The organism is Tolypothrix sp. VBCCA 56010 (genome assembly GCF_050875635.1).
Lineage (GTDB): Bacteria > Cyanobacteriota > Cyanobacteriia > Cyanobacteriales > Nostocaceae > Hassallia.
Genome location: NZ_JBPAOH010000053.1, coordinates 1 through 21708 on the forward strand (window position 1 = coordinate 1; position 21708 = coordinate 21708).

At 65.2% G+C, this 21708-nt stretch carries 26 protein-coding genes and 1 tRNA gene; all 27 read right to left on the reverse strand.

Annotated elements, in window-relative coordinates:
- Positions 1–309 (reverse strand): hypothetical protein (locus AABK37_RS18845; protein ID WP_432553075.1); only part of this gene is annotated, 309 nt, incomplete at its 3' end.
- Between the two features lie 31 nt (positions 310–340).
- Positions 341–2059 (reverse strand): hypothetical protein, encoded by a 1719-nt coding sequence (locus AABK37_RS18850; protein WP_432553076.1) that lies wholly within the window; start codon positions 2057–2059, stop codon positions 341–343.
- A gap of 6 nt (positions 2060–2065) precedes the next feature.
- Positions 2066–3880, reverse strand: a complete 1815-nt coding sequence (locus AABK37_RS18855) for a hypothetical protein (protein WP_432553077.1) — start codon at positions 3878–3880, stop codon at positions 2066–2068.
- Positions 3877–4470, reverse strand: coding sequence for a hypothetical protein (locus AABK37_RS18860; protein ID WP_432553078.1), 594 nt, complete (start codon positions 4468–4470; stop codon positions 3877–3879). The genes AABK37_RS18855 and AABK37_RS18860 overlap by 4 nt, the downstream gene beginning before the upstream one ends.
- 2 nt (positions 4471–4472) lie before the next feature.
- Positions 4473–5216, reverse strand: coding sequence for a hypothetical protein (locus AABK37_RS18865; protein ID WP_432553079.1), 744 nt, complete (start codon positions 5214–5216; stop codon positions 4473–4475).
- 235 nt (positions 5217–5451) lie between these two features.
- Positions 5452–5841, reverse strand: a complete 390-nt coding sequence (locus AABK37_RS18870) for a hypothetical protein (protein WP_432553080.1) — start codon at positions 5839–5841, stop codon at positions 5452–5454.
- Positions 5835–6800 (reverse strand): hypothetical protein, encoded by a 966-nt coding sequence (locus AABK37_RS18875; protein WP_432553081.1) that lies wholly within the window; start codon positions 6798–6800, stop codon positions 5835–5837. The genes AABK37_RS18870 and AABK37_RS18875 overlap by 7 nt, the downstream gene beginning before the upstream one ends.
- A gap of 349 nt (positions 6801–7149) precedes the next feature.
- Entirely contained in the window at positions 7150–7956 is an 807-nt protein-coding gene (locus AABK37_RS18880) for a hypothetical protein (RefSeq protein ID WP_432553082.1), read from the reverse strand.
- The gene (locus tag AABK37_RS18885; protein ID WP_432553083.1) at positions 7953–8369 is read right to left on the reverse strand and encodes a hypothetical protein; all 417 of its coding nucleotides are present in this window, start codon (positions 8367–8369) and stop codon (positions 7953–7955) included. The genes AABK37_RS18880 and AABK37_RS18885 overlap by 4 nt, the downstream gene beginning before the upstream one ends.
- Before the next feature lie 229 nt (positions 8370–8598).
- Positions 8599–9369, reverse strand: a complete 771-nt coding sequence (locus tag AABK37_RS18890; protein WP_432553084.1) for a hypothetical protein — start codon at positions 9367–9369, stop codon at positions 8599–8601.
- Positions 9366–9665, reverse strand: a complete 300-nt coding sequence (locus AABK37_RS18895) for a hypothetical protein (protein WP_432553085.1) — start codon at positions 9663–9665, stop codon at positions 9366–9368. Before AABK37_RS18895 ends, AABK37_RS18890 begins: the two co-directional genes overlap by 4 nt.
- Complete coding sequence (locus AABK37_RS18900) at positions 9662–10336, reverse strand: hypothetical protein (RefSeq protein WP_432553086.1); 675 nt, start codon at positions 10334–10336, stop codon at positions 9662–9664. The genes AABK37_RS18895 and AABK37_RS18900 overlap by 4 nt, the downstream gene beginning before the upstream one ends.
- Before the next feature lies 1 nt (position 10337).
- Entirely contained in the window at positions 10338–10685 is a 348-nt protein-coding gene (locus tag AABK37_RS18905; protein WP_432553087.1) for a hypothetical protein, read from the reverse strand.
- Positions 10682–12427, reverse strand: coding sequence for a helicase HerA domain-containing protein (locus tag AABK37_RS18910; RefSeq protein ID WP_432553088.1), 1746 nt, complete (start codon positions 12425–12427; stop codon positions 10682–10684). Before AABK37_RS18910 ends, AABK37_RS18905 begins: the two co-directional genes overlap by 4 nt.
- Positions 12424–13152, reverse strand: coding sequence for a hypothetical protein (locus AABK37_RS18915; protein WP_432553089.1), 729 nt, complete (start codon positions 13150–13152; stop codon positions 12424–12426). The genes AABK37_RS18910 and AABK37_RS18915 overlap by 4 nt, the downstream gene beginning before the upstream one ends.
- A 5-nt stretch (positions 13153–13157) precedes the next feature.
- Positions 13158–13367, reverse strand: coding sequence for a hypothetical protein (locus tag AABK37_RS18920; protein ID WP_432553090.1), 210 nt, complete (start codon positions 13365–13367; stop codon positions 13158–13160).
- A 102-nt stretch (positions 13368–13469) separates the two neighbouring features.
- Positions 13470–14891: a hypothetical protein gene (locus AABK37_RS18925; protein ID WP_432553091.1), complete on the reverse strand. Its 1422-nt coding sequence runs from the start codon at positions 14889–14891 to the stop codon at positions 13470–13472.
- 29 nt (positions 14892–14920) lie between these two features.
- Positions 14921–14993: transfer RNA gene (locus AABK37_RS18930), tRNA-Gln, on the reverse strand.
- Positions 14994–15186: 193 nt separating this feature from the next.
- Entirely contained in the window at positions 15187–16524 is a 1338-nt protein-coding gene (locus AABK37_RS18935; RefSeq protein WP_432553092.1) for an AAA family ATPase, read from the reverse strand.
- Positions 16521–16745, reverse strand: coding sequence for a hypothetical protein (locus AABK37_RS18940; protein WP_432553093.1), 225 nt, complete (start codon positions 16743–16745; stop codon positions 16521–16523). The genes AABK37_RS18935 and AABK37_RS18940 overlap by 4 nt, the downstream gene beginning before the upstream one ends.
- A complete protein-coding gene (locus tag AABK37_RS18945; protein WP_432553094.1) occupies positions 16742–17122 on the reverse strand; it encodes a hypothetical protein in 381 nt (126 codons plus the stop codon). Before AABK37_RS18945 ends, AABK37_RS18940 begins: the two co-directional genes overlap by 4 nt.
- Positions 17119–18588: a tyrosine-type recombinase/integrase gene (locus AABK37_RS18950; RefSeq protein WP_432553095.1), complete on the reverse strand. Its 1470-nt coding sequence runs from the start codon at positions 18586–18588 to the stop codon at positions 17119–17121. The genes AABK37_RS18945 and AABK37_RS18950 overlap by 4 nt, the downstream gene beginning before the upstream one ends.
- A gap of 200 nt (positions 18589–18788) precedes the next feature.
- Positions 18789–19379 carry a hypothetical protein gene (locus AABK37_RS18955; protein WP_432553096.1) on the reverse strand — a complete coding sequence of 197 codons (591 nt, stop codon included), beginning with the start codon at positions 19377–19379 and terminating at the stop codon, positions 18789–18791.
- On the reverse strand, positions 19376–19930 hold the full coding sequence (locus AABK37_RS18960; RefSeq protein WP_432553097.1) for a hypothetical protein: 555 nt from the start codon (positions 19928–19930) through the stop codon (positions 19376–19378). The genes AABK37_RS18955 and AABK37_RS18960 overlap by 4 nt, the downstream gene beginning before the upstream one ends.
- Before the next feature lie 36 nt (positions 19931–19966).
- The gene (locus AABK37_RS18965; RefSeq protein ID WP_432553098.1) at positions 19967–20212 is read right to left on the reverse strand and encodes a hypothetical protein; all 246 of its coding nucleotides are present in this window, start codon (positions 20210–20212) and stop codon (positions 19967–19969) included.
- Between the two features lie 15 nt (positions 20213–20227).
- Positions 20228–21106, reverse strand: a complete 879-nt coding sequence (locus AABK37_RS18970; protein WP_432553099.1) for a hypothetical protein — start codon at positions 21104–21106, stop codon at positions 20228–20230.
- A gap of 142 nt (positions 21107–21248) precedes the next feature.
- On the reverse strand, positions 21249–21707 hold the full coding sequence (locus tag AABK37_RS18975) for a hypothetical protein (protein ID WP_432553100.1): 459 nt from the start codon (positions 21705–21707) through the stop codon (positions 21249–21251).
- Position 21708: the final 1 nt, after the last annotated feature.

The following is a 21708-nucleotide window of genomic DNA, read 5'->3' on the forward strand; positions in this document are numbered from 1 at the left end:
GGCGGTTGTGCCGTTGGTGGCGTCGATGAACCAACGATCGCCAAACCTCAGACGGTACTGCACGTTCCCGATGCCCCGGGTGCTGGCGATGTAGGCCGCCAGGTCGTTGGTGGTGTTGCACTGGCGAGCCGTGGCGGGCGTCAACCCGTCGGCGGAGTTGTTCACCCCCTGCTTGACGTAAAGCGTCAGCGGCTGATTGAGCGGGCTGTTCGCCGCCGCAACGTTGACGATGCCCGCCGCAAAGACCAGGAAGGCCAGCGAGCCGACGCGGGGAGTCTTGCCGGTGACGGAGTGCAGATCGCAGGTCATGGTGAGCTTCCTCAGTACGTGGTGGTGGTGTTCAGGCGGGCACGGCCGCCGCGAGTTGCTGCTGCTGCCGGGCCATGAGGGCCGAGGCGAGCAGTTGTTTGCGTGCGTTCCAATCGACGTAGCGGTCCGCCCCGTCGGGGATGTTGATGCGGTCCAGCACGTCGTTCATCATCGCCTCGGCCTTCAGGCCCGGGGTGGCCTGTTCGACCTGCAAGAGCTTCAGCACATACGCCTGGGCGTCCTGCGTCTGGCGGGCCAGCACATCCGCCCGCGTGTAGGGCATGCTGTACGGCTCGATCGTGACGGTGAGAGACCGCTCCCACGGGTAGACATCGTTCGGATCCTGATCCTCGCCGCGGAACTCCGCCCGCATCTTCTTCCCGGTGGCCGGGTCGACCGCCGCCAGCGGGAAGATCACATCGGGGTTGTTGTCCATCAGCGAAACGGCCTTCTGGAGCAGGACCGCCACGTCCTCGGTGAAGCGAGCCTCGGCGCTCTTGGTCTGCACGTCGGCGTAGCCGGCGGCCTCGGAGACCTCGCGGGCGGTGCTGTCGGTGCTGATCTCGCCCCGCATGGTGGCGGTCAGCGCGCTGGTCCGCTCGAGCTCCTGCTGGATGTTGCCGATCCACTGGGCGGTTTCGGGCATCACGCCCGGGAATGTCACAAACTGGACCTGGCCGTTGAAGCCCGGCACGGAGATGATCGAGTGCGAATCGGCCTCGGTGAGTTTGTGGGTGATGACCCGATCCTGCCCGCTGGTGATGCCCACCATCTTGGCCTTCTTGGCGTCGTTGTCCGCCTTGGCGCGATGGGTGTTGTACTCGTCGACCTTCTTGAGCGTGGCCGCAAGGGCCGAGAGGGGATAGACCTGATCGGGCGGACGGAGCTGGCCGCGGAAGAGGTGGTAAGGCCCCGACCGATCCCCGCGGTACTTGCGGGCGCGCCGCAGAACCCGCAGATCACCCTCGCCGGCATAAGCGCACTCAAGCAGCTCGCCCGTGCCGTGCACGAAGACATCCAGGCCCACCACCTGCTCGGTCGGGTCGTGGAAGACCAGGCCGTCGGCAATCAGGTCTTCCTTGATGCTCGAAAGCGTGGCCGACGGCAGGGCGGCCAGGACTTCCGCGTCGAATCGAGGCTCTTGCCCGTTGAGTTCGTCCTCTTCGACCAGCGCCAGCAGTTCGCGGCGGTCCTTCACCCAGAGATGCCCCTCAAAGCGCGGGCGTTCGTGCAGCGGGGCGTGAGGGTCGCGGAAGTAGAGCCGGGGCGACACACGCTTGATCGCCGGAAACTTCGGTGTGAATGCTCCGGGGCTTCGGTCCCCGCGGTATCCGGGCGTGGGTTCCAGGCAGACCATCCCGACCGTGAAGTCGATGAAGTTGTCCACCGCCATATCCACGAGCGTGTGGGCGAGCCGGTTGAGGTGAATGACGGACTCGAGGCCGAGCTGCAGCGCCTCGGTGCTGTTATCGGTGATCCCCATGTCGCTCACGCGCACCTTGGGGTTGTTCATCACCATCTGCGGCACCATGATGCGCAGAAACTCGTAGACGTGCGTGCAGAACTGGTTGAGTTCCGGTTTGTTCCAACTGGTGCGGTAGTAATCGCCCGCCATCGAGCGGATGACGCGCTCGCTGTTGCGGGTGATCTCGCGGCGCAGCTCGAGCGCCGTAGAAATCTCTTGGGCGAGTTTGGTGGGTTCGAGGTCCAGCACCGCCCCGGCTCCGGGCGCAACCTCGTCGCAGAACAATAGCCATCACGAGGGCCGCGGCAACCAATCCGGCAGATTCTCCGGGTCGATGAGCTTCTGGAGCTCGTCCCAGTCGGCCCCGATGGTCCCCGGCGCAAAGATCGGCCCCCTGGGCTTCGGGGCCAGCACGATCTGCTCGGAGGCGAAGTATCCGTAGCCCGCGGCCCACACGAGGTCGGGCGAGCCTTTCGAGAGCGTCATCCTGAGCTTCCAATCCTCCTCGTGCCCGCGATGATCATCGGCCTGCCAACGCAGATCGTCCATCTGGGCCAGCGTGGCGGCGGAGCGGATCAACACCCGGCGCCGGGCCACGGCCTCACGGAACCGGCTCACCATGTGGTCGTTGGCCGCCTTGGGCCAGCCCAGCTTGGCGTTGGCGGGTTCGATCTGGTTCACCGCGTCTTTCGGCAGTTCGCGGTAGATCGCGCGATAGGCGTAGTTGTCCCACAGGACGCGGATGGTGAAATGCCCCACCTGCCGCTCGGGAAGGAGCCACGCGTCGTTGTACATCCGCAGCAGGGCGTAGACGATCGGGTGGAAGTTCGGCCCCCACTGCCCGCGGGCCTCGAGGACTTGCCTGAGCGGGCTGCCGTCGCGGGTTCCGGTCTTGTCAAAGATGCTCAGCACGTCCCAGTCGCGCCCAACGCCATACGCCGCGTCGAGCCCGGCGACGTACTGGCGGTTGGGCTTGGGGGGTTCGAACATGCGGACCTGACCGCGGAAGAGCCCCGTCTCCTTCGCCGTGATGGTCTCGACCGTGCGGTCGGGCTTGAAGACGAAGCACGCCGGCGGCAAGTCCTTCAGATCGTTGTAGTCCAGTTCACAGAGCGGACGGCCGAGCAGCCGCGGGTTCAGCGTGGGTTTCTTGGGGCACGGCGCAATGCCGATCACGCCCACCTGGCTGGGGTTCGATTGCTCGAGCTTCTGCGCCTCGGCCCGCATCCACGCCGTCGCCTGCGCATCAAAGACCGTTAGTCCGCCGATCCGGGCATACCCGCCGTGGTTGCGGACCTTCTTGATGTTCGCGTCGCCGCCCCACGTCTGGCTCTCAAAGTCTTCGATGACCTCGCGCGACTGGGCCGGGTTGTCGCGGATACCCCCGTGAGGCCAGTACCAGATTTTCGGGTGGTTCTGCGTCAGGCACATCTCGGGGGTCAGTTCGCCGGCCTCCCATCCGTGATGGGCCAGCCAGGGATGAAAGAGCTCTTCCTCGGTCCAGTCGGTGCCGTCCACGACGGTGCCGCTGATGGTGATCCGCGCATCACGGGCGGTTGTGCGGCGGGCGAACATCTCGCGGTAGATATGGGGCATCTTGGGGATCTCGTCGAAATAGAAGCGGTCGGCCTCGATCCCCATGTAGTTCTTCCACTCTTCGCCCTTGTCGGCCACCGCGACGTAGAGCTTCGATCCGTTCTCCCAGGTGAACGCGTCGTTCTTCCACCGGGCGCACGCCCCAAAGACTTCACGGCTGAGCTGCTGCCAAACGATCTCAAACTGCTCGACGCGCTTGCAGAACCAGATCATCAGCGCCGGCCGCGGCAGCGCGGGCTGAAAGCGCCCCGACAGCATGGCGGTCTCGTGGGCGTCCAGGCCCATCGCGGTGGTCTTCCCCCACCGGTTGCCCGGCGTGAGCACGCGGATGCGCTGGCGGGCCGTGAGGTAGCCCCATTGGTTGGCCCACGGGTTGGCCGGCGTGGGGCGGCTGATCTCCAGCCACTCGGCGGGGTACTTGAGCCGGCGGGCCTTCGCGGCATCACGCAACAAGCGTTTGCGCCGTGCCTGGTCGATCACCTCGGGCGAAATGTGCTCCAGATCGCTCATGCGTCGGCTTTGTGGGCGTCCTTCTTGGCCTCCATGCGTTTCTTGGCGACTTCACGAAGCTGGACGGGCAGGACCGACAGATCGTTCTCGGCGATCGCCAGCTCGATGAGTTGATCCGGGGGCATGTCGGCCGCGTTGGTGGAGACCTGCGACTCGATGCGCTCGGTGGCGCCGCCCGTGAGCAGCTCGTAGGCCTTCAGCGAATCGCCCGCGACGGAGCGCAGGGTCCGCAGCGCGGCGGCCCGTGCGGTCAGATCGCCCTGATCGCGTTCGTCCAGCCGGCCCCGCTTGGTGGCCTTGCGGCCGATCAGGTCCACCAGGGCCTGCGTGTGCTGAAGGGTCTTGATGTTGATCTCACGCCAGCGTGCCGCCCGGTCCTCCTTGAGCTGCATTCGGATCGATTCGTACTTGACCGGGTCCTCTTTGGTCACTTTCCAGATGGTTTCGGTGGAGATCCGCAGTTCCTTGGCGATCTGCACGCGTGTCTGACCCTCTTCAAGCCGGTTCCAAATGATGGCCTTCAGCGTGGCATCCAGCGGCTTGTGCTCGCGCCTTTTCCCCGCCTTATTGGCTGGTTTTTTCGCGTCCATGCTCATGGCTCCCGAAAGCTCCCCCAGGTGCACGTGATGATCTGCCCCGCCTCGGCCAACCGCGAGAGGTTGCGGGCCCGCATGAACTCCTCGAAGGGCTTAGGCTTCAGGTTCGTCACCAGCACCGTGCCGGCCATGCGTTCGTAGCGGTCGTTCAGTATGCGGTCGAGCGTCAGATCGTCGTCGTCGCTGCCGCGCACCTGGTGCAGTTCGTCGAGGACCAAGAGCGGCACGGCCTCCGTGTCGGCCCTGATGATCTTTCCCACGTTGGTGCCCGGGGCAAACCCCCGTGTGCGGACATCCTCGATGTAGTCCTGGGCGGCCGCAAAGCGTGCCCGGCTGGCGGGGAGCCTGAAGGGGCGCCGGTTCGCCGCCGCGTCCCGCCGGCCCATCGCGTGTAGTGCCCGCCAGACCAGCGTGGTGGCCAGCGTGGTCTTGCCCGTCCCATACCCGCCCATCAGGACCACGATCGAGCCTTGCTGGAGGTCGTCGGCCAGCAGGCCCACCGGGTCGTCACCACGATCGGCGATCGGCCACGTGGGCCAGCGGCGGTCCTGCCGCCCGATGCGGACGATCTGATCGAGCTGGCGGCGTGGGAACCCGCGCAGCTCGAGCGCGTGGGCCTCGTGGTCCAGCCAGGCCAGCGGGTCGGGCTGCACGTGGTCACGGTCCTCAATGGCCCGCAGGTCGGCCAGCGTGAGCCGCGGGCCCGGTTCGGGTCGGTTGGCTTGCGGTGCGGCGGTCATATGTCCCCTTTGGGGCGTGTGATCACTTTCTTGCCCTTGCACGACGGACACGGGATCGGATGGCCAGTTCCTTGCTGCTTGAACGGTCCGTTGTGATTCTGCGTGCGAACGCTCCACGTTGGCGGCTGGGGAACGCGCCCAAGGCCACCGCACTGCGGACACTTCACCAGCTCAAATCCGTTTGAGTGATCAATCCGCAGGCTCACGCCTTGCTCCTCCTGCCCCCAGGTGTGTGCTATCCGCCCTTGCCGCGGTTGAATCGGCGGCCGCGGCGGCAGGTATGGTTTACCGACTTCAAGGCATCGCGGATCAGTTTGCGGCGTGCACGCGAGTGCAGCGTCGGTATGCACATCACGATCACGGTCGTGATCACAAAGCCCGGTACAACCATCGGACCACGACCAGCGATGAAACGCTTTGGACCGTTGACGAGCATGGTGTTCATCGGTCCGTCATCTTTTCGAACCGCCCACACAAGGCGTTCATGCTCGGGCGTGCCGGGTTTCCCACCATTGCCCAGATAGCGGCGCAGCCTGAAAACGGGACAATCAAACTCCTCAACACCCTTCCGTGGGTCGGGTTTGCAGAACAATCGTGCGAACGATTCATGGTCAAAGCTCAGCATGCCGCCCTCGCTTTCTGCCCTGCGGCCTCTGTGCCCCAGTCGGTGTCCTGTTCGCGTCGGCTTCTCCGCGCGGCCGTTGCGGCGGCGCCCTTCGGGCCCTTGGGGCTCTGCGGCCATTCGTTGGGCATCAGCCGGTCGCGCTCGCAGCGTGCCACCACCGAGGCGCAGTAGCTCAGCGTGCGGACCATCGTGTCGTAGGGCTTGCCGTCATCCCGCATGCTCATCAGGGCCCGCACGAAGAGCTCCAGGCGGCTGACCAGCCGCGTATGGATCTTGACCGGCGGCTGCCCCCGCATGGCCTTCACGGCGTTGGTGAGGCGGTAGTTGTCGCTGAAGCTAAGGTCTTCGCCGACCCATGCGCGGATGATCTCCTCAGGGTTGTTCGCCGGGTTGGTCTCAAAGGCCTCCGATTCGGCGTCGTGTGATGGGGTGGTGGTGGGGGACGCGCTGGGGGACATGGGGGACAGAGGGGGACGCGCCGCCGAATGGGGGACAGAGGGGGACAGGGGGACGGGGGGGGACGCGCAAAGGGGGACGGATTCCTCCTCCTCCGGAAGTGTTTCCATGGTTTTGCAGTTGTTGGAGGAGGAAAGGGGAGAGTCTGAGAGGGGAGCGCGTCCCCCATCCGTCCCCCGTTTGTCCCCCACATTGTCCCCCTCACGATGGGGGACAAGGGGGGACAGGTTGAGCGTGCCCTGTCCCCCATCCGTCCCCCTTTGTCCCCCCTTGGCGTCCCCCTCCCCGCCGCGCTCGCGTGCGCGCTTGCGTGCCTTCTTGAGGCGGTCGCGCTCGCGTGCACGCTCGAGCGCCGTTCGCGGCGCTGCAGCGAGGACCGGCTGCGCGGCATCACCAGCGGGCCCCAGATCGCCCAGGATCGACAGCAGCAGCCGGGCGATCGTCGGGGCCTCGGCCACGATGCGGGCCGCCAGGCGGTCAACGTGTTCGGTGTGGGTGGTCATTGGCTGGCCTCCCTGTATCCACAAATAAACTGGCAGTTCTTTCCGACCACTACGGGAACGTTCGCAAAGGTCATCTTGTCGCGTGACTCGCCTTGTTGCGCATGCGGATAGTTCAGGTCTTGCACATAATCCCAGAGCAAATCGCGATACCTGCGAAGGAGCACCACCTCTTTTACAAACGCGCGCGGTCCAAGCCACTGCCACACAAGAACATTCGCGACATCACAGAGATCGACAAGATCCTGAGCTGTGGCGTGCGGACACGGAACAAGCGACAAAGCAGCACCCCGACGAAACCGGTGGAGTCGAATGGTGCCAAAGCGAAATGTGCTTTTTCGATAGTCTCTGTTCACCTGCGCCCCCCTTTTGAACCCTTCACGACCACCGTGCCCCGTGCCCACTCGGGCAGCTTGAAGCCGTTCAGCTCGCTGGCGTAGATTTTGGCCCACTGGTCGCGGTGCTCGGGCTCGAGGTAATCCAGGCGCAGCAAGTGGAAGAGATCACGCTCGGTGGGTGTGGGGACGACCCTGGCGCCGGGGAGCACAAGCTGGTTGTGCTGAATCTGCCCACCGTTCGAGACCCGTCCCCACCGCCAGCGCATGAAGGCCTGAAGGCCCATCGGGCCGGTCGTCATGGCTATTACCCAGCCGAAGTTGCACGCCGCGCCGCGTTCATCGCGCCCGGTGTCGAACCGCTGTATGCGAATCGGCACGCCGGCGTGATTGGTCGCCAGGTTGGGCACGCGGTCCAGCCGCAGGGTGCAGACGCGGAACCCGCGGCTGAGCCCCGATTCGGCGCTCCCCATCCGCAGCTCCGGCGGGTCGGTGACGAAGAGCCGCGTCAGTGTGGCGTGCAGGTGGTCCCCGCCGGTGGCCGCCGTGGGGAACGGGGCGAGCAGCTCGATGGCGGAGAACATCGTCTCGAGCGGCTTCCCCGCGCGGCGGTAGGCGCCGGTGATGAACAGCGGAACAAACCCCAGGGCCATCGGGTCGCGAGTGTCGCGCTCCACCAGGGCCGCAAGGTTGCCCACAACGATCTCATACTGCGCGCCGGAGACGATCATCCGCGGGGTCGTCGCGGCGACCGCCGGCGTGGCGCCGGCTTGGCCCCGCCGGCGTCGTCGTTCGTTGCGGTGGTGTGGTTGGGTGGGTTTCATGACTCCCCCCCCCCTTCCTTCGCCGCCCGCGCGGCCTCGGCGGCCTTAAGTGCCCTGACGACCTGGGGGAATGAAACTTCAGTTCCGTCTTCGTAAACGGCCCTGACGGAAACCAGCGGACCACCAAAGTCGCCTCGATATCGAAATGGCATCAGCTTGCCATCTGGCCCAATCATCCCCGCCGCCTTCGCCTCAGCCTCGATCTTCTCCAACTCCGCCAAGCGGGCGCGGAGTGTGGTGAGTTCTACTTCGAGCTCCCTGATCCGCACCAGTCCACCGTGAACGTCCGCACGCTCGCGTTCGGCGACGGCTTCACGTTGCCGCGCCATCCATTGGTCGCCCTGCTCCCGTCTCCATTCATCATGTGTTTGCTTGGCCGCTTCGCCGCCGATCTCTTTGTTTTGCTCGCTCATGGTTTCTCCTTCGTGATTCTCCTCGCAACACTTGGCCGGGTTCCCACCACCAATCGCCCGCCGACCTTGACAGTCGAAACCGCATCTAGTTTTCCGTCGCAGAGCGCCTGCAACGCCCTGCCGAGCTTTGAGTTCGAGCAGCCTCGGCGGTGCGGGGTGCAATAGGGTGACTGCATGTCAGCCTTGCGCGTGCATCCTTTCGCCAGACAGAGGTCGGTGTCGTACTTATTCACGCCTCGCTCCCTTCGGTAGTGGTGGCACTCATCGCCTCTTCGGCGGCCGCGCACGCGAACCCGCATTCGGGTACCACAACGTTGTGCCGACCTTCCTTCGGATCGAGCTGTCGCAGCGGTATCCGCACTCCGCTTTGTCGATTGCGCATCAAGTACGCGCTCGGGCCGATCGCGTCTTCAATCAGTGCCATCTGCTCAAATCGTTCGGGGAAATCGCGTCTGATTTTGTTCCAGTACCCCGCGCCACCCTTCACGCACCCGATGCAGTTGGCGTTGTTGTATCCGAGCGAGTACATCACCGGCGGTCGGATTCCAGCACGTTCAATCAGCGCAAGACAGTCCGCCTTCGTCAAACCGGCATCGATCAGCGGAAACTCTGCCCGCCCGTTATTGGCGTCCAAGTACCGCTCGGCCCTGTCTTCTTCCTCAGCGGTAAATCCGAGCACGGGTATGTCATCGGGCTTCGCCCAGGCTTCAAGCAGGTCTCGCTTCAGCGCTCGACTGCACGGCGCACCGTACATCCCCTTGGTGTACTTCGCGCGGCGGAAGACCTCGTAGGCCGATGCGCCGTACTTCTCATCTCGCAGGACCTCAATCGAGACACCGAGCCACCGCTCCACGTCGTGAAGAAAGCGCCGATTGTCCTCGTGCTCCTCGGCTACGTAGGCGTTGACGACAACCGCCGAGGGGTCCTTTGAAATCGTGAGCTTGGCGGCCACAGCAGAGGCCGCGCCACACGAGAACTGGATCACGCGACGCGCGTTCACTTCCCACCCCCTTCGGTGGTGGTGGTGGTGCCTGGAAACCTGATGATCCTCGGCGCGGGCCTCTTGGGTCGCACGTTGCCGCGTTCCAGAGCCCTGCGGAAGTTCTTCGCGCGAAACTCGGCCAACTTCTTCTCGGCGGCCGTCAGCGGCGCGGTGGCCTCAGCTACCGCCGCCTCCAGCTTCTCCCGAATCCGGGTAGCGATCGCCTCGTTCGCGTCGTCAATCCTGACGAGCAACCACTTCGCCTCGGCAACCGTGATCCGTCGTGACCGTCGCAGGTCTACGTGCTTCTTCACGCCGCACCTCCCGCCTGCGCCAAAGCCTTTCGTCCTGGTCGCCGATGCACCGCGCGCCACAGCAGGCTGGTCGGCACACCCAGCGCGGCCCACACGGGTTCCACGCGGCAATCGGGCAGGTGCGTCCTAATAGCGTCGATCGCCTTGAGTCGCTCCTGATACCCCTCCCGGGTTTTCTGCTTCAGCAACTTCAGATCCAGCCACTGCGCCTTGAGGAGCTTCGCGCGGGCCTCGAGCACCTCTGGGAGCAGCGGTCCGGTGGCGTATCCCAGCGGATCGAGACACTCGTCTTCGTACCGCCGTGGCAGTTCAAGCCGCGGCAGACCACGGAGTTTCTCGGCGTTCAGCCTGACGTTGTAGCGGAAGACATTTCGGGCGGTCTTCAGCGCCGAAAGGACCAAGCGGTCTACCGTGCAGTACCCGCCCTCCTGCCAGCGGTAGATCGAAGAGATCGCTACGTCGCTCTGGATCATGAGCGACGCGCCGAGCTGATCGCGCGAGAAGTATCGATTATCGGCCGACAGCACGGCGGCTTGCACGAGGACCATCTTGTGCGTGGTCCCGCTCAGCATGACCGTGCGGCCGTCGGGCTTCATGAGGTTCTGCGGTGAACTCATGAGCGTCACCAGCAGCACCTCGGTGAACTCCTGAATGGACTGCGCTTTTCGCACCTCAGCCCCCTCCCAGTTCGGTAGACCGCTTGAGGTATTCCGCCGCGGCCTCCTGCTCGCTGTTCAGGTCGATCCCCTCCTGCGCGGCTTTCAGGACGTACGGCTCGACGTCGACCCCGCAGCGGTCCCTCGCGGCCGCCAACGCGCCGGCGAGCGTGCGGAAGAGCCCATCGAGCGGGCAATACCACGCCGAGCCGTCGGTCCTCCTGATCCCCCCGTGCGGGCTGGTGACCAGCACGGGCTCGATCGGCGGCATCTGGCCAATCTGCATCGTTCGTCCGTCGTCGAGCATCCAAACGTGCTCCCCGGCCTTCAGCGCGTCGTTCGTCTGGTGGTTGCCTGTGCTCATGTGTACCGCTCCTCCCACTCGGTGGCTTCATTCATCTCCGCCGATAGATCAATCCGGCCTTCGTAACTGGTGATGAGGCCCAGCGAACGCAGGGCCGAAAGGGCGTTGTTGAAGCCGCCACCGGTCGCTTCGTACCCGGTGCGTTTGGCCAGTTCTTCCTTGGGCATCGCGCCGTCTTGAGCGAGCGCGTTGAGGATGAGCCTTTCGGCTTTGCCTACTTCGTTCGCCCACCGCAAGGCGGATCGAGTGTCATGAATCTGATAAAGCGAGCAAAGCGAGCCTGGCCCCCGCGTGGCCTGTCGCACAATTCCGATGCCGACGGTCGTGATCTGCCCCAGCGTGCGGAGCCTGCTCAGCGCGTTGTTGAAGCCGCCACCAGAATGGGCGTACCCGCACAGGATCGCCAGCGTGATCTTGTTCATCCCGGCGCGAGGGCCGCGGCTGAGGTACGCCATGATGAGCTTTTCGGCCTTGCCGAGCGGAGCATCTTCGGGGAGCCCAGCGATTTCACCGCCGGGCGGCAACGCCTTCTTCTGGGCATTCGCGCGGGGCTGCTGAGGCTCCGCAGACGTCAGGCTTGGCTGTGTGGTGGCTACGGATTCCAGCCGCGACATATCGAGCAACCGCACCTTGATCTTCTCAAGATGGTCCATGACGGCACGAATCTGCCCAACGCAGGCACCGATCTCAAGGGCGTTTTCGTTAACCAGCGGCGCGATGAACTTCAGACGGTTCGCGTCGGCAATCACCTGCGGGTCGGCCCCAACCGGCTTGTCGGTCCTCGCGTGCTCCAACTGCGTCTTCAGTTCGCCGATCCTCTTCCGCAGGGCTTTGGGGTCGTTCTCTTCGGCCTCCTTGGCGGCTTCGCCCAGCGAACCCTTGAGGGCCTCCAGGTCGATCGCCCGCCAGGTCACCGGCAGCGCCCGGACGCCCTTGCGGTCATCGTCGGGGGTCGATGAGGAGTCGTAGCTTTCGATCTTCGGAAACATCACGCGCTGCAGGTGCCCGCCGGCAGGCCACCAGACCCACGCCTCGCCGACTCGCAGGGAGGCGAGGGAGTTCAGGACGTCCCTCCCGCTCGCCGGATCTCCGCACCCGTCGATCCAGGCCTTGACGGCCTCCCGGTCCTGCGGAGCGATCATGCGCATCGCCACCAGCGTCTCGATGCTCGTCAGGGCGTCCTTGTGGACCTTCGCCGGTCGCTGACTGATGGCCAGCACGCGCAGCCCGCGCGAGCGTCCGCCGGAGAAGAGCTGGTTGGCGGCGTGCAGCATCTTGCCGGTCTGCGGGTCCGGCACCTTCCCTTGCGGGGCGAAACAGTGCACCTCGTCGATCGCCAGGTGGAGCGGGCGACGATCGGAGATGCGGAAAAGCTCGCTCGCAAAGTCGGTGAACCACGCCGTGCGCTCGCCGATGGTCAGTTCGATCGTGCAGAAGATCACGTTGGGCGGCTTGGGCGAGTAGACCAGGCGGGCGCAGACCTTGCCCGAGCTTGGCGTGAGGGGCAGATCGCCGTGCGGACCGCCGAGGATCAGGACATCGTGCCCCCCTTCGGCCTTGCCGTCGGCTCCGGATCGCAGGCCGTACCACGCATCAGTCGGGTCCACGATCGCCACCTGCCGCCCTTCACGCAGGAGCAGCTCGATCTGACTCTTGGCGGCGTAGGTCTTCCCCGATCCGGTCTTGCCGAGGATCGCGGCGTGGCTCTTCAGTGCGTCGACGGGGATGATCGTGCTTTTCACTTCCCAACCTCCTGAATGACCGCATCGACCACCACGGACTCGAGCCAGCCGCCGTCCGCCGGCACGGGCAGGAAGGCCGCCATCGGGATGCTCTTCTCTTTTCCGGCGACAAACCCGCGCCCGAACCGCACCACCTCGGTGGTGGGCAGGACCAGCACGTCCTTTGGGCCGTTCCGCCACACCACCGCGGCGAGCGCACGGGCCTGCTGGGCGCGGGCCATGAGCCCCAGAAGCTGGTGGGCCTTGAGGCCGAACCCCTCCTGCTGCTCTCCGCGGATCGGCAGCCTCTTGTCCGTCTCTTTGCTCGCCTTGGCCTCCATGTAGACCGCTCGGCCGATCATGCTCCCGCGCGCGGCGGGAACAAGGGCCGCGATGCGGCAACCCACGACGCCCGCGAAGTCGCTGAGCTGGCGTGCGGTGCGCATCAAGAGCGGCGGGCCATTGCGGTCAGCAGCGCCCCACCTCCTCGGCGCCGGCGCGGTGGGGACCGGCAGCCGGTCGATGAAGGCGTAGAGCTTGGTGGCGTAGAACCCGTGCAACAGGGCGAGGTGCTTCTCGAAAGCCTCGCCGCCCGCCTGGGCGCTCTGCCCGGCCAGCATCCGCGCGGCGTCGACGACCGGCGATGAGATCCCCGCCGCTCCGCCACCCTGACGGAGGTACTTCGCGCGGAACTCCTCGGGGCTCATGGGCCGGCCGTCGTCGGGTTGTAGAGTGTTGGTCGTCATGGCGATCACTTGCGCCGAATGATGCGGAACTCTTGCAAAAGATCATCAGCAACACGCTCGGCGACGATGCCAACTTTGGATTCGGGCGCGACGTTTTGATAGAAACTCTCCCTGTTCACGATCGCCTGGTGCGAGATCAGACAGCGCTTGATGAAAGTTTCAATGCGAGCCCGCTCGGTCGTGGTATACGTCACAAGAAACTTTCGCCGTGCCATCGTGTTCTCCTAATCCGGCCCGGCGGCGTCAGCCACCGGGCGCGGTCCTCGCCACACGGCGCGATCGGGAATCGCGCGCCGCACGGACGTTCATCTCTGGGGTCAGTTGCTCGCGGCGCTCTCTTTGGCCGACTTCTTGCCCCGCGAGGCCTTCGCCTTCTTGGGCGTCTCGGCCTGCTTCACGCGGTTGGGCTGGTCGCTCCGCCCATAGCGCTCCTCGGCGGGCCGCTCGGCAAACCGCACCAGCCTGGGGAAGAGCTCTTGCACGACGTCCACGTGGCGCGCCACGATGCGGTCCACCAAGGTGTAGAGCGCGGGCGACCCGCTGTAGTGCATCTCGGTCTCGAGAACGGTGGAGATGATGTCCCTTACCAAATGCGGCAACTCGTCCAGATCGCTCAGCACATCACGCGGGTTCTTCTGGTCAAAGATGCGTTCCATGCGGTCCACGAACGTGCCGACCGTGGGGAACTCGCGGCCGGTCAACAGCTTCTGCACGCCCATCATCGTCTCGTCGTGCCCAGGCATATCACCCATCGCCTTCGTGATGATCTCCCGCCACGCCGGGCGATTGCCGTCCGGCTGGTCGTCGCGGTAAAGGCTCAACCACGAGCTGGTGAGCGTCAGATAGGCCGGATCGGTCTTGAAGTCCTTGCGGTGGTGCAGCACGATCTGCGCAACCTGCGGCGGATCGTCCTTGGTCCACTGAGCCACCGTGTAGCCGCCGGGGATCTCGGGCTTGGCGTTCTTGCCACGGCGGGGCTTCGCTTCGGGCTGGCTTTCGTCGCCCGCCTCCTCCTCACCCCCCTCACCCCCCCCATCCTCCACCGCCGCCGCGGTCTTCGCGGCCTTCTGCACCTCCGGCGGCGCGATGGTGAACTTCTCGCTCACGCTGGGGTCGAGCCCGCCGAGCTGGTGCTCAATGGCAAAGCGGTTCAGCAGGTCGATCACCTTGAAGCGGAGGTAGTCGGCCTGCTCCGCGCTGAACTCACCGGCCGAGACTCGCGGCCCGAGGGTCTTCTCGCGGATGGCCAGCTCGGCTTCCCCGACGGTGCGGATCCCCACCTTCTCAAACGGCAGGGCCTGAAGATCGCCCATGAGGTTCTTCAGCTCCACGCGCTTCCACGCGTCGGGGCCGTTGCGGGCGGTGTCTTTGGCGTCGAAGGGCAGGCTGCCCTCGTTGGTAGCGATCTCGCCGACGATCTGAAAGAACCGTTCGGTCATCTCGCCAAAGTGGTGGTTGGCCTGGCGGGCCCGGCGGTCGGCCATCTCGAAGCGGTCGAGGGCCTCGCGGACCGCGCGGCACTGCTTCATGAGGCGTTGGCCGTCCTCGCCGCCTGGCAACTTGTCGCCGTACTTCTCGATCAGCTCGGTCTGCATCTGGTCGATCGACTCGCGTTCGTCCTCCACGGCGTCCTTCGCGGACGTGCGGGCACTCTTGGCGTGCTCGGCGGCCGCCTGGGCGGCGGTCGCCTCCTCGTGGGCGGTCCGGATACTCAGCCAGTCGACTTTCGAAATGGTCATCGGTGTGCTCCCTTGTGGTTGTCGATCAACTGCCCAAGCAGGATTCGAACCTGCAACCACTGACTTCAAAGGCCAGTGCTCTGCCAGTTGAGCTATTGGGCATTCCAAACCCCACCCACCGGCAACACACCGGCGGGTGGGTTCACGTAGCGGAAACGCCCGGGCGAGGATTCGAACCTCAGAGCACACGCCTTTCGGCCGCTGCGTATGCGAAAATCAGCGTCCAATCAGCCAGCACCCGGGCCAAGAAACGGAAGGGCGAGGCGTTCGCCAAGCCCCTCCGGGAGGAGAGAGATCAGAAGGGGATTTCTTCTTCTTGGGGCTCGGGATCGGGATCACCAACCACCTCACCGGTGCGCGGGTCTTGAGCGCCGTTGCGGTTGATCCAGTCGTTCACGTTCCGCAGGCACCAGTCGATATAGACCGAAGCCTCGCGGTCCCATTGGTCGGCGTTCTCCACCGCGTTGTAGCGGTTGGTCCAGTCGGTGCGAATCGCGGTTGCCTCTTCGATCGTCCTGGGCTCGACGTACTCCGGCAGATTCTTTGGCCGCTTCGGTGCGGCGTTCATCTGCTTGACGCTCGGCGACTTCTTCGCGGCCTTCTTGCCGGTCTTTGCCGGCAGGTCGTCCGCGGGCAGTTCATCCTCCAGAACGTCCGCGGGCTTGACCTCTTCCTTGATGGCGTTGTTCACCGCCAGCAGGCACGCCGTGGCGGCGGCTTCGTCGATCGTCGATTCGGGGTCGATCTTGGCCAGCAGGCACGCCTTGCGGCTCAGGTCGATGAGCTTCTCCTTCTCGGTCAGCTTGCACTGGCCCCAGATCATCAGCACCTTGAGCAGCTTGGTCCTGGCGCTCTCGGGCTTCTCGGTGGCCTGCGCCTGGGCGTTCACCGGCGCCGGAGCGTCGGCCCGCGGCGCAACAGGCGCTGGCTCACCATCGGAGAGCCACCCCAGCAGGGTGGTGGCCAAGTACTCGCCCGGCAGATGAATAACCGCGCGGTCGAGCGCCGGACAGCGTGATTTGGTAATCACCATCTGGTGCTGCTCGTTCATCGAGCCCACCACGTCAAACTCATACTCCATCTGATCGCGCTGAACCGGCGCGAGCCCGACCTTGCGGGGTGCAACCTTGCCGGTGCGTTCATCCTTCTCGGTGACGTACTCGGCCTTGGACCGCATGCAGCAGATCAGGTGCATCTGACATTGCACGATGGCCTCGATGAGCTTGTTCTGCACCGGCGTGCCCTCGCGCCACGCGGCAAAGCTGTTCTTGCTGTTGGAGCGTGCCGCGGCGTTGTCGACGATCTCCAGCACACCGCCGGGCCCGGCCCAGAAGTGGCTCAGCGAGTCGATCACCAGCGCGCCGTAGTTCTCGCGTTCGGCGGCCTTCATGACCTCGATGAGCTTGCGTGGATCAAACGGGCCGCGCATGTTGAGCCCGTCGAAGTCGAAGATATCGGCGTACTTGCTGGCGCTGTTGTTCTCGGTGTCGACAACGCACAGACGGCCACCGGCGGCCTTGGCCAGCGCGGACCCGACCGCGAGGGCCGTATAGGTCTTGCCGCTGCCGCTGATGCCGTCAATCGACATGCGGAGCTTGGCGGCGGACTTTGTGGCCTTGGTGAACATGCTCATGGTCGTTTCTCCGTCGTTCGTCCCACCCGGCCATCAAGCCGCCGGGCGACCACTTCCAGTTCGTTGATGCGGCGCTGCAGGTGCTCGCGCACGCCGTGCAGCCCCGGCACGCCCCGCAGGGCCTCGAGCCAGGGGCGATAGAGCGCGATGCGGTGCTCCACCGCCGCCAGCCGCCGCGCCTCGCGCGGCAACTCGTCGACGTGTCCGAGGTGCAGGATCACGCCTCATCTCCGGCGTTCTTCGCAATCTCGTCGATCATGTCTTCCACGCGCCCGAGCATTTCGCTGTTGCAGGCCGTAAAGAACGCAAAGAGCTCGCTGCGCCGATGCTCGGGGCAGACCTCGACGATGCGCTCATAAACAGCCGCCATCAGGGCGTCTCGAAACGAACAGAGCTTCGCCCGCACCTCTCCGCACGGGTTCCCTTTGCTGAGCGTCAGGTGCAGCGACCCGATTTTGGCGAGTTCGACAAGGCGGGCCAGGTCATACAACCCGATGTCACAGCGCACCTTGTCGTTGGCCCCCACCGCGTCGGCCTGCTCGACCGCGTGGGTAATCTGCATCTGTGTACGCTGTTTTTCTCGGTCGATCGGTATCACAGCACACCTCCGATCCGCCCCATCTGGGCGGACGACAACGCGGCCACCTGGCGCCGCAGGGCTTCCTCACGCCGCAGGGCGGCGATCAACGCACGTTCGGTTGCCGTCAGATGCCCCGCCCCGCCCGCATCCGTCCCAAACCCCAACCGCCCCTCGGCGTCAGGTTGGGCGGTTCGAATCCGCCCAGCCCGATTCGAGGTGGAGGTCTCTGGTTCACCGGTGAGGCGGTTCTCGCCAGCCACCACGTCCAGGATCGAACCCACCGCACCCACCGCAGAGCTACCGGCGGCGGGAGACAAGTTGCTCAGACCGGTCACCTTGAGTGCGGCCGGCAGCTCTGCGCGGGGTGCGGAGTCGAGTTGGCGTGGGAAGGCAACCATAGTCTGAGCGCTGTTACTTTCGGCATCTCCGCCCATCCTCGTCAACTCTTTTTCCTCGTTGGGCGGATTTTCCACCACGCCACGCCCGGTAATAACACCGGTATTCGGCTGATGAATCGCCGTCACAATTTCTTTTTCAACATGCACGCTTGCGGCCTCGCTGGCGGCGATCTTGTCCTCCTGCTGGCACTCGGCGTAGACGCTCACGGTCATCTCCAGCGTCTTGTGCTGCATGAGCTGCTGCGCCACGTTGATCGGCACGCCACCGAAAACAAGGTTCCGCGCGAAGGTCTTGCGGAGTGAGTGGAACCCGGCGGGGCGGCCCCCCCGCACGCGCGGCACGCCGGCGGCCTTCAGGTCTTTGATGAACTCGCGGATGCGGTATCGCGGATACACCGGGAAGACCAGGTCGTCCGCCCCCGCCACCTCGCACCGCGTGCGCCACGCCCGCGCGATCTCGACCACGCGCGGCGTGAGGGGGATCCTCCAGCCCGCCTGGTTCTTCGATTCGTCGGCGTCATACACCACGCTGGGCGCCGCGGTGTCGAGCTCAAGATCCCGCCAGCGGAGAACAGCGATCTGATCGAGGCGGCCGCCCGTCATCCACGCCAGGGCGATCCGCAGCGACCGGTAGGCCTTCAGGCGTGGCCGCTCGGCCGCTTCGTCGGCCATCGTGGCCGTCAGGACCGCGTGCACCTCGGCGTTGCTCAGGGGCCTCATGCCCCGCCGGGCGGTCGGTCCGCGGCGGCCCCCGCGGGCCGTCGGTCGTGCGATGGTGGCCATCGGTGAAACGTTCTGGTGCCCGGCCTTGACCGCCCACGCGCAGAAGCTCGAGACCGTACTCATGAGCGTCGCGCGGGTCTTGATCGAGAGCGCCGTATCGCTGAAGGCCTCCACCAACCCGGCGCGCGTGAGGTCGTTGGTGGTTGTCCAGCCCCGATCGGTGAAGAGCGTTTTGAGCCTCTTGGCCTGCTTGTGGGCGTTGGCCTTTTTGGTCCCCTCGGTGGCGATGCGTTCCGCCGCCCAGGCGTCCAGCAGCTCGCAGAGGCGTGTGGGCTTGGCGTTGGTGGTGGTCTCTGCGGGCATCTTTTCAGGCTCCAAGGCTGATATTTCAGCATTAGAGACTGTGCGCCCGTTGAGCGCAATGACCACCCGAATGGGGGTGCATTGGCACAAATCGCCAAAGATGAACCATATTTCAGGAACCCACCCCATGCGTGATGATTCGGTGAAATGCCTGATTGGCTGCACCGATTTGTGAACTTGGGGTAAGCCCGGAAAATGGGCTAGTTGTCGCGCTGGGCGTCACCCTGAACACGATACCCCAGGACCGCGTGGGCTCCGCCGGCGCCCCACGACTGGACCCGCACGCGTTTCGCCTCCACGCCGCTGATCTCGATGTAGGCGTTGTTGCTCGCCCCGACGGCCGCAACCGCCCCAACCGCGTGGCGCCCGGTCGTGTTGGCGTCTGCTCGTGACCCCGCAACAAACGTCGGTGTTGCGGTCAACAGATCACCCGCCACCAGATCAGCGGGGAAGAGCGCGGCGCCCGCGGCGTTGACCGCAAGGCCGCCGGTGGTGTTCATCGTGGCGTGAAAGAGCAGGTGCTCAAAGAACCCGAGAATCTTCCCGAAAGCATCGAGCTTCGGAACGAGCACGCTCACCATGAGGTTGTACGCGGCCGGAGCCCCAACGGCAGATGCGAGGAAGAGCCGCAGACCGTCGCCAGGCCCAAGATCAACCGTGCCCGCCGGCGGAGTATCGCCAGCAAAGAAGCCCGTGACGGCGCCCGGCGTGGCGTTGCTGGTGCGAGACAGCACCACCTGAACGTCCGCGCGATAGCTGTTCGATCGAAAACTGGTCGAGTTCGTGCTCATGATGGCGTGCTCCTACGGCCGTTGGCGGCCTGGTGTTCGTGGTTGCCGTCCTCGTCGACCTTGGGCTCCTCGGCCCCGTTCTTCCGTCTGCCCTCCAGCAAGCCCTCGATGCGGGCCTGTGAGGCCTTGATGTCCTGGATCGCCGCCGTCATCGCCCGCACGTCTTTGCGCGTCTCCTCGCGGTAGCGGTAGAGCTCGTCGATGATGATCGAATGCCCGTTGAGCTGCATGGCCGTCTGGTTCGTCCGCTCGGTGAGCTTCTTCATCTCCTCCACAAGGCTCGAGACGCTACGGGCGAGCTCCTTGACCTCGGTTGAGAGCGGGGCGGTGATGAGCAGCACCTCGGCCCGCACGTCGGCCCGCACGTCCTCGCGGAGCTGTTCGCGGATCTGTTCGCGGCTGATCGAGGCGCTGCGACTGGAGAAGTAGGCCGTCACGCCCGCCCCCGCGACGGTGGCGAGCGCGCCGCAGACCGCACCGACGACCTTGGCGTTGAACCAGACACGCGCTTGCTTCTGCGATTTGGGTACACATTCACAGGTGTCGGCCATCGGGTCGTCGCCTCGCCGGTTGGTGGTGCGGGTGACTTACTGCTGGCCCTCGCCCTTGCATCCGCACGCCGCCAGCGCGCGCACCAGCGCACGATCGGCGGCGTTGAGCCGCGCCATGTAGTCGTCCCGTGCGGCGGAGATGCACTCGGTCTTCTCTTGGCCTTCAAGGATTGAGCACTGTTTCAGCGCGTCCTGATAGAGCTCCCACGCGGCCACATAGGCCTCGTTGCACGCCTCAAAGGCCGCCAGCTTGCATTCCTCGTTGCCTGCGCTTCCGCACATAGTCATCCCCTTGTGTTACGCCGGGTTGTCCCCGGCCTTGACGGTGTTCTTTGCTTTCAGCTTGTCTTTGACGCGGCGGATGAACGAGACATCGCTCGCGTCGGCCTTCTTGGCCACCTCGGCCTTCACGGCCTGCTTCGCTTCGGGCGGCGCCTTGTCGATGGAGTCGATCAGCAGCGTGGAGCGCCGCAGCAACCCGAGCTTCTCGCGGTTGAGGTAGATCACGTGCACCAGCACCAGCACGCCGCCGATCAAGATGATGAGCTTCGTGTCCTCGGGATAGACCCCCGCCATGAAGCAGCACCCCGAGAAGCCCAGGCACGCGAACATCGCGGAGAACCAGCGCTTCAGTGCGCACCCAGCCGCGAGAGCAATCCCCACGATCGACGCGACGATGAACATCGAGCGGCCCCCGTCCCCGGTCGCCTCGCTCTTGCTGTCCGCGCTTCCCGCGTCGGCAAACTGGCCGTTCTCACCCTTCACGCGCGGGGCCTCGATCGTGGCGTCCTGCTTGACGTCCTGCCCGCTGGTCTCCGCTCGCCCGCCCACCGCGCGGGCCTCGGTGCTCTTGCTCGTCACCGGCTGCACCACGGTGGTCTGGTTGGTGGTCGTCACCGCCGCGGGCTTGCCGTCGGGGGTCAGCTCCACACGCTCCGTCACGGTCGTCGTCGTCGATCCGGGCGTGATGGTCGTCTCGGTCTTGAGATAGCTCTCCCCGCCGCTGATGCTCGAGCGGGCCGAGCAGCCCGAGAGCAACATGCCCAGCACGATGATGACGATGATGATGAGCGCGGCGAAGAAGACGCCCTGAAGGCGGAACGTCCAGGCCACCGAATCCCACTTGTCGAGGCCGAGGCGCTGGAGGGCTTTGCGCAGCCAGGTCGTGCAGTTCATGACCGCACCCCGCTTTCGCAATCGCGGGCGAGCGCAACATCGTGTTGTCGCTGATGGCAGCGGGGGCGGTCGTGTGTGCGAAGCACGGAAATCTCCGCGTCCGCCCTCGTCGTGAAAAGTATACCCGCCCGCGCGGGCGGAGTCAGATCCCCAGCGTGAATCGCTGGTGAGCGCCATCGACGATCAGCAGGCACCGGCTCAGCACATCCATGCCGAGCAGCACATGGATTCCCTGCGCCAGCAGGTCAGACTCGCACGCGGCGATCTCGTGCGAAAGCAGGTACTTCGATTCGGGATTGAGCACCGTTCCCGCGTAATACAGGTGGATTCCGACATCGAAAAGGTTGGTGTAGTGCGGAATCGCTCCGGTCGATGGTGTCAGGACCGGCAATCGGCCCTTCGGAGTGAGCCAAAGCTGATTGAGCACGGTGGGATCAACACATGTGCGCGTCGCGCCGGTGTCGATCAGTGCCTGACAAATCACCGGCTCCGGTACATCGAGCTTCGCCTGCTTGAGAAACTCAGCCCAGCGCGCAGTGGCCGAAACGATCACCTGAACACGGCATCCATCGGCGGCGATATCGAGCGTGACGTGCGGCACA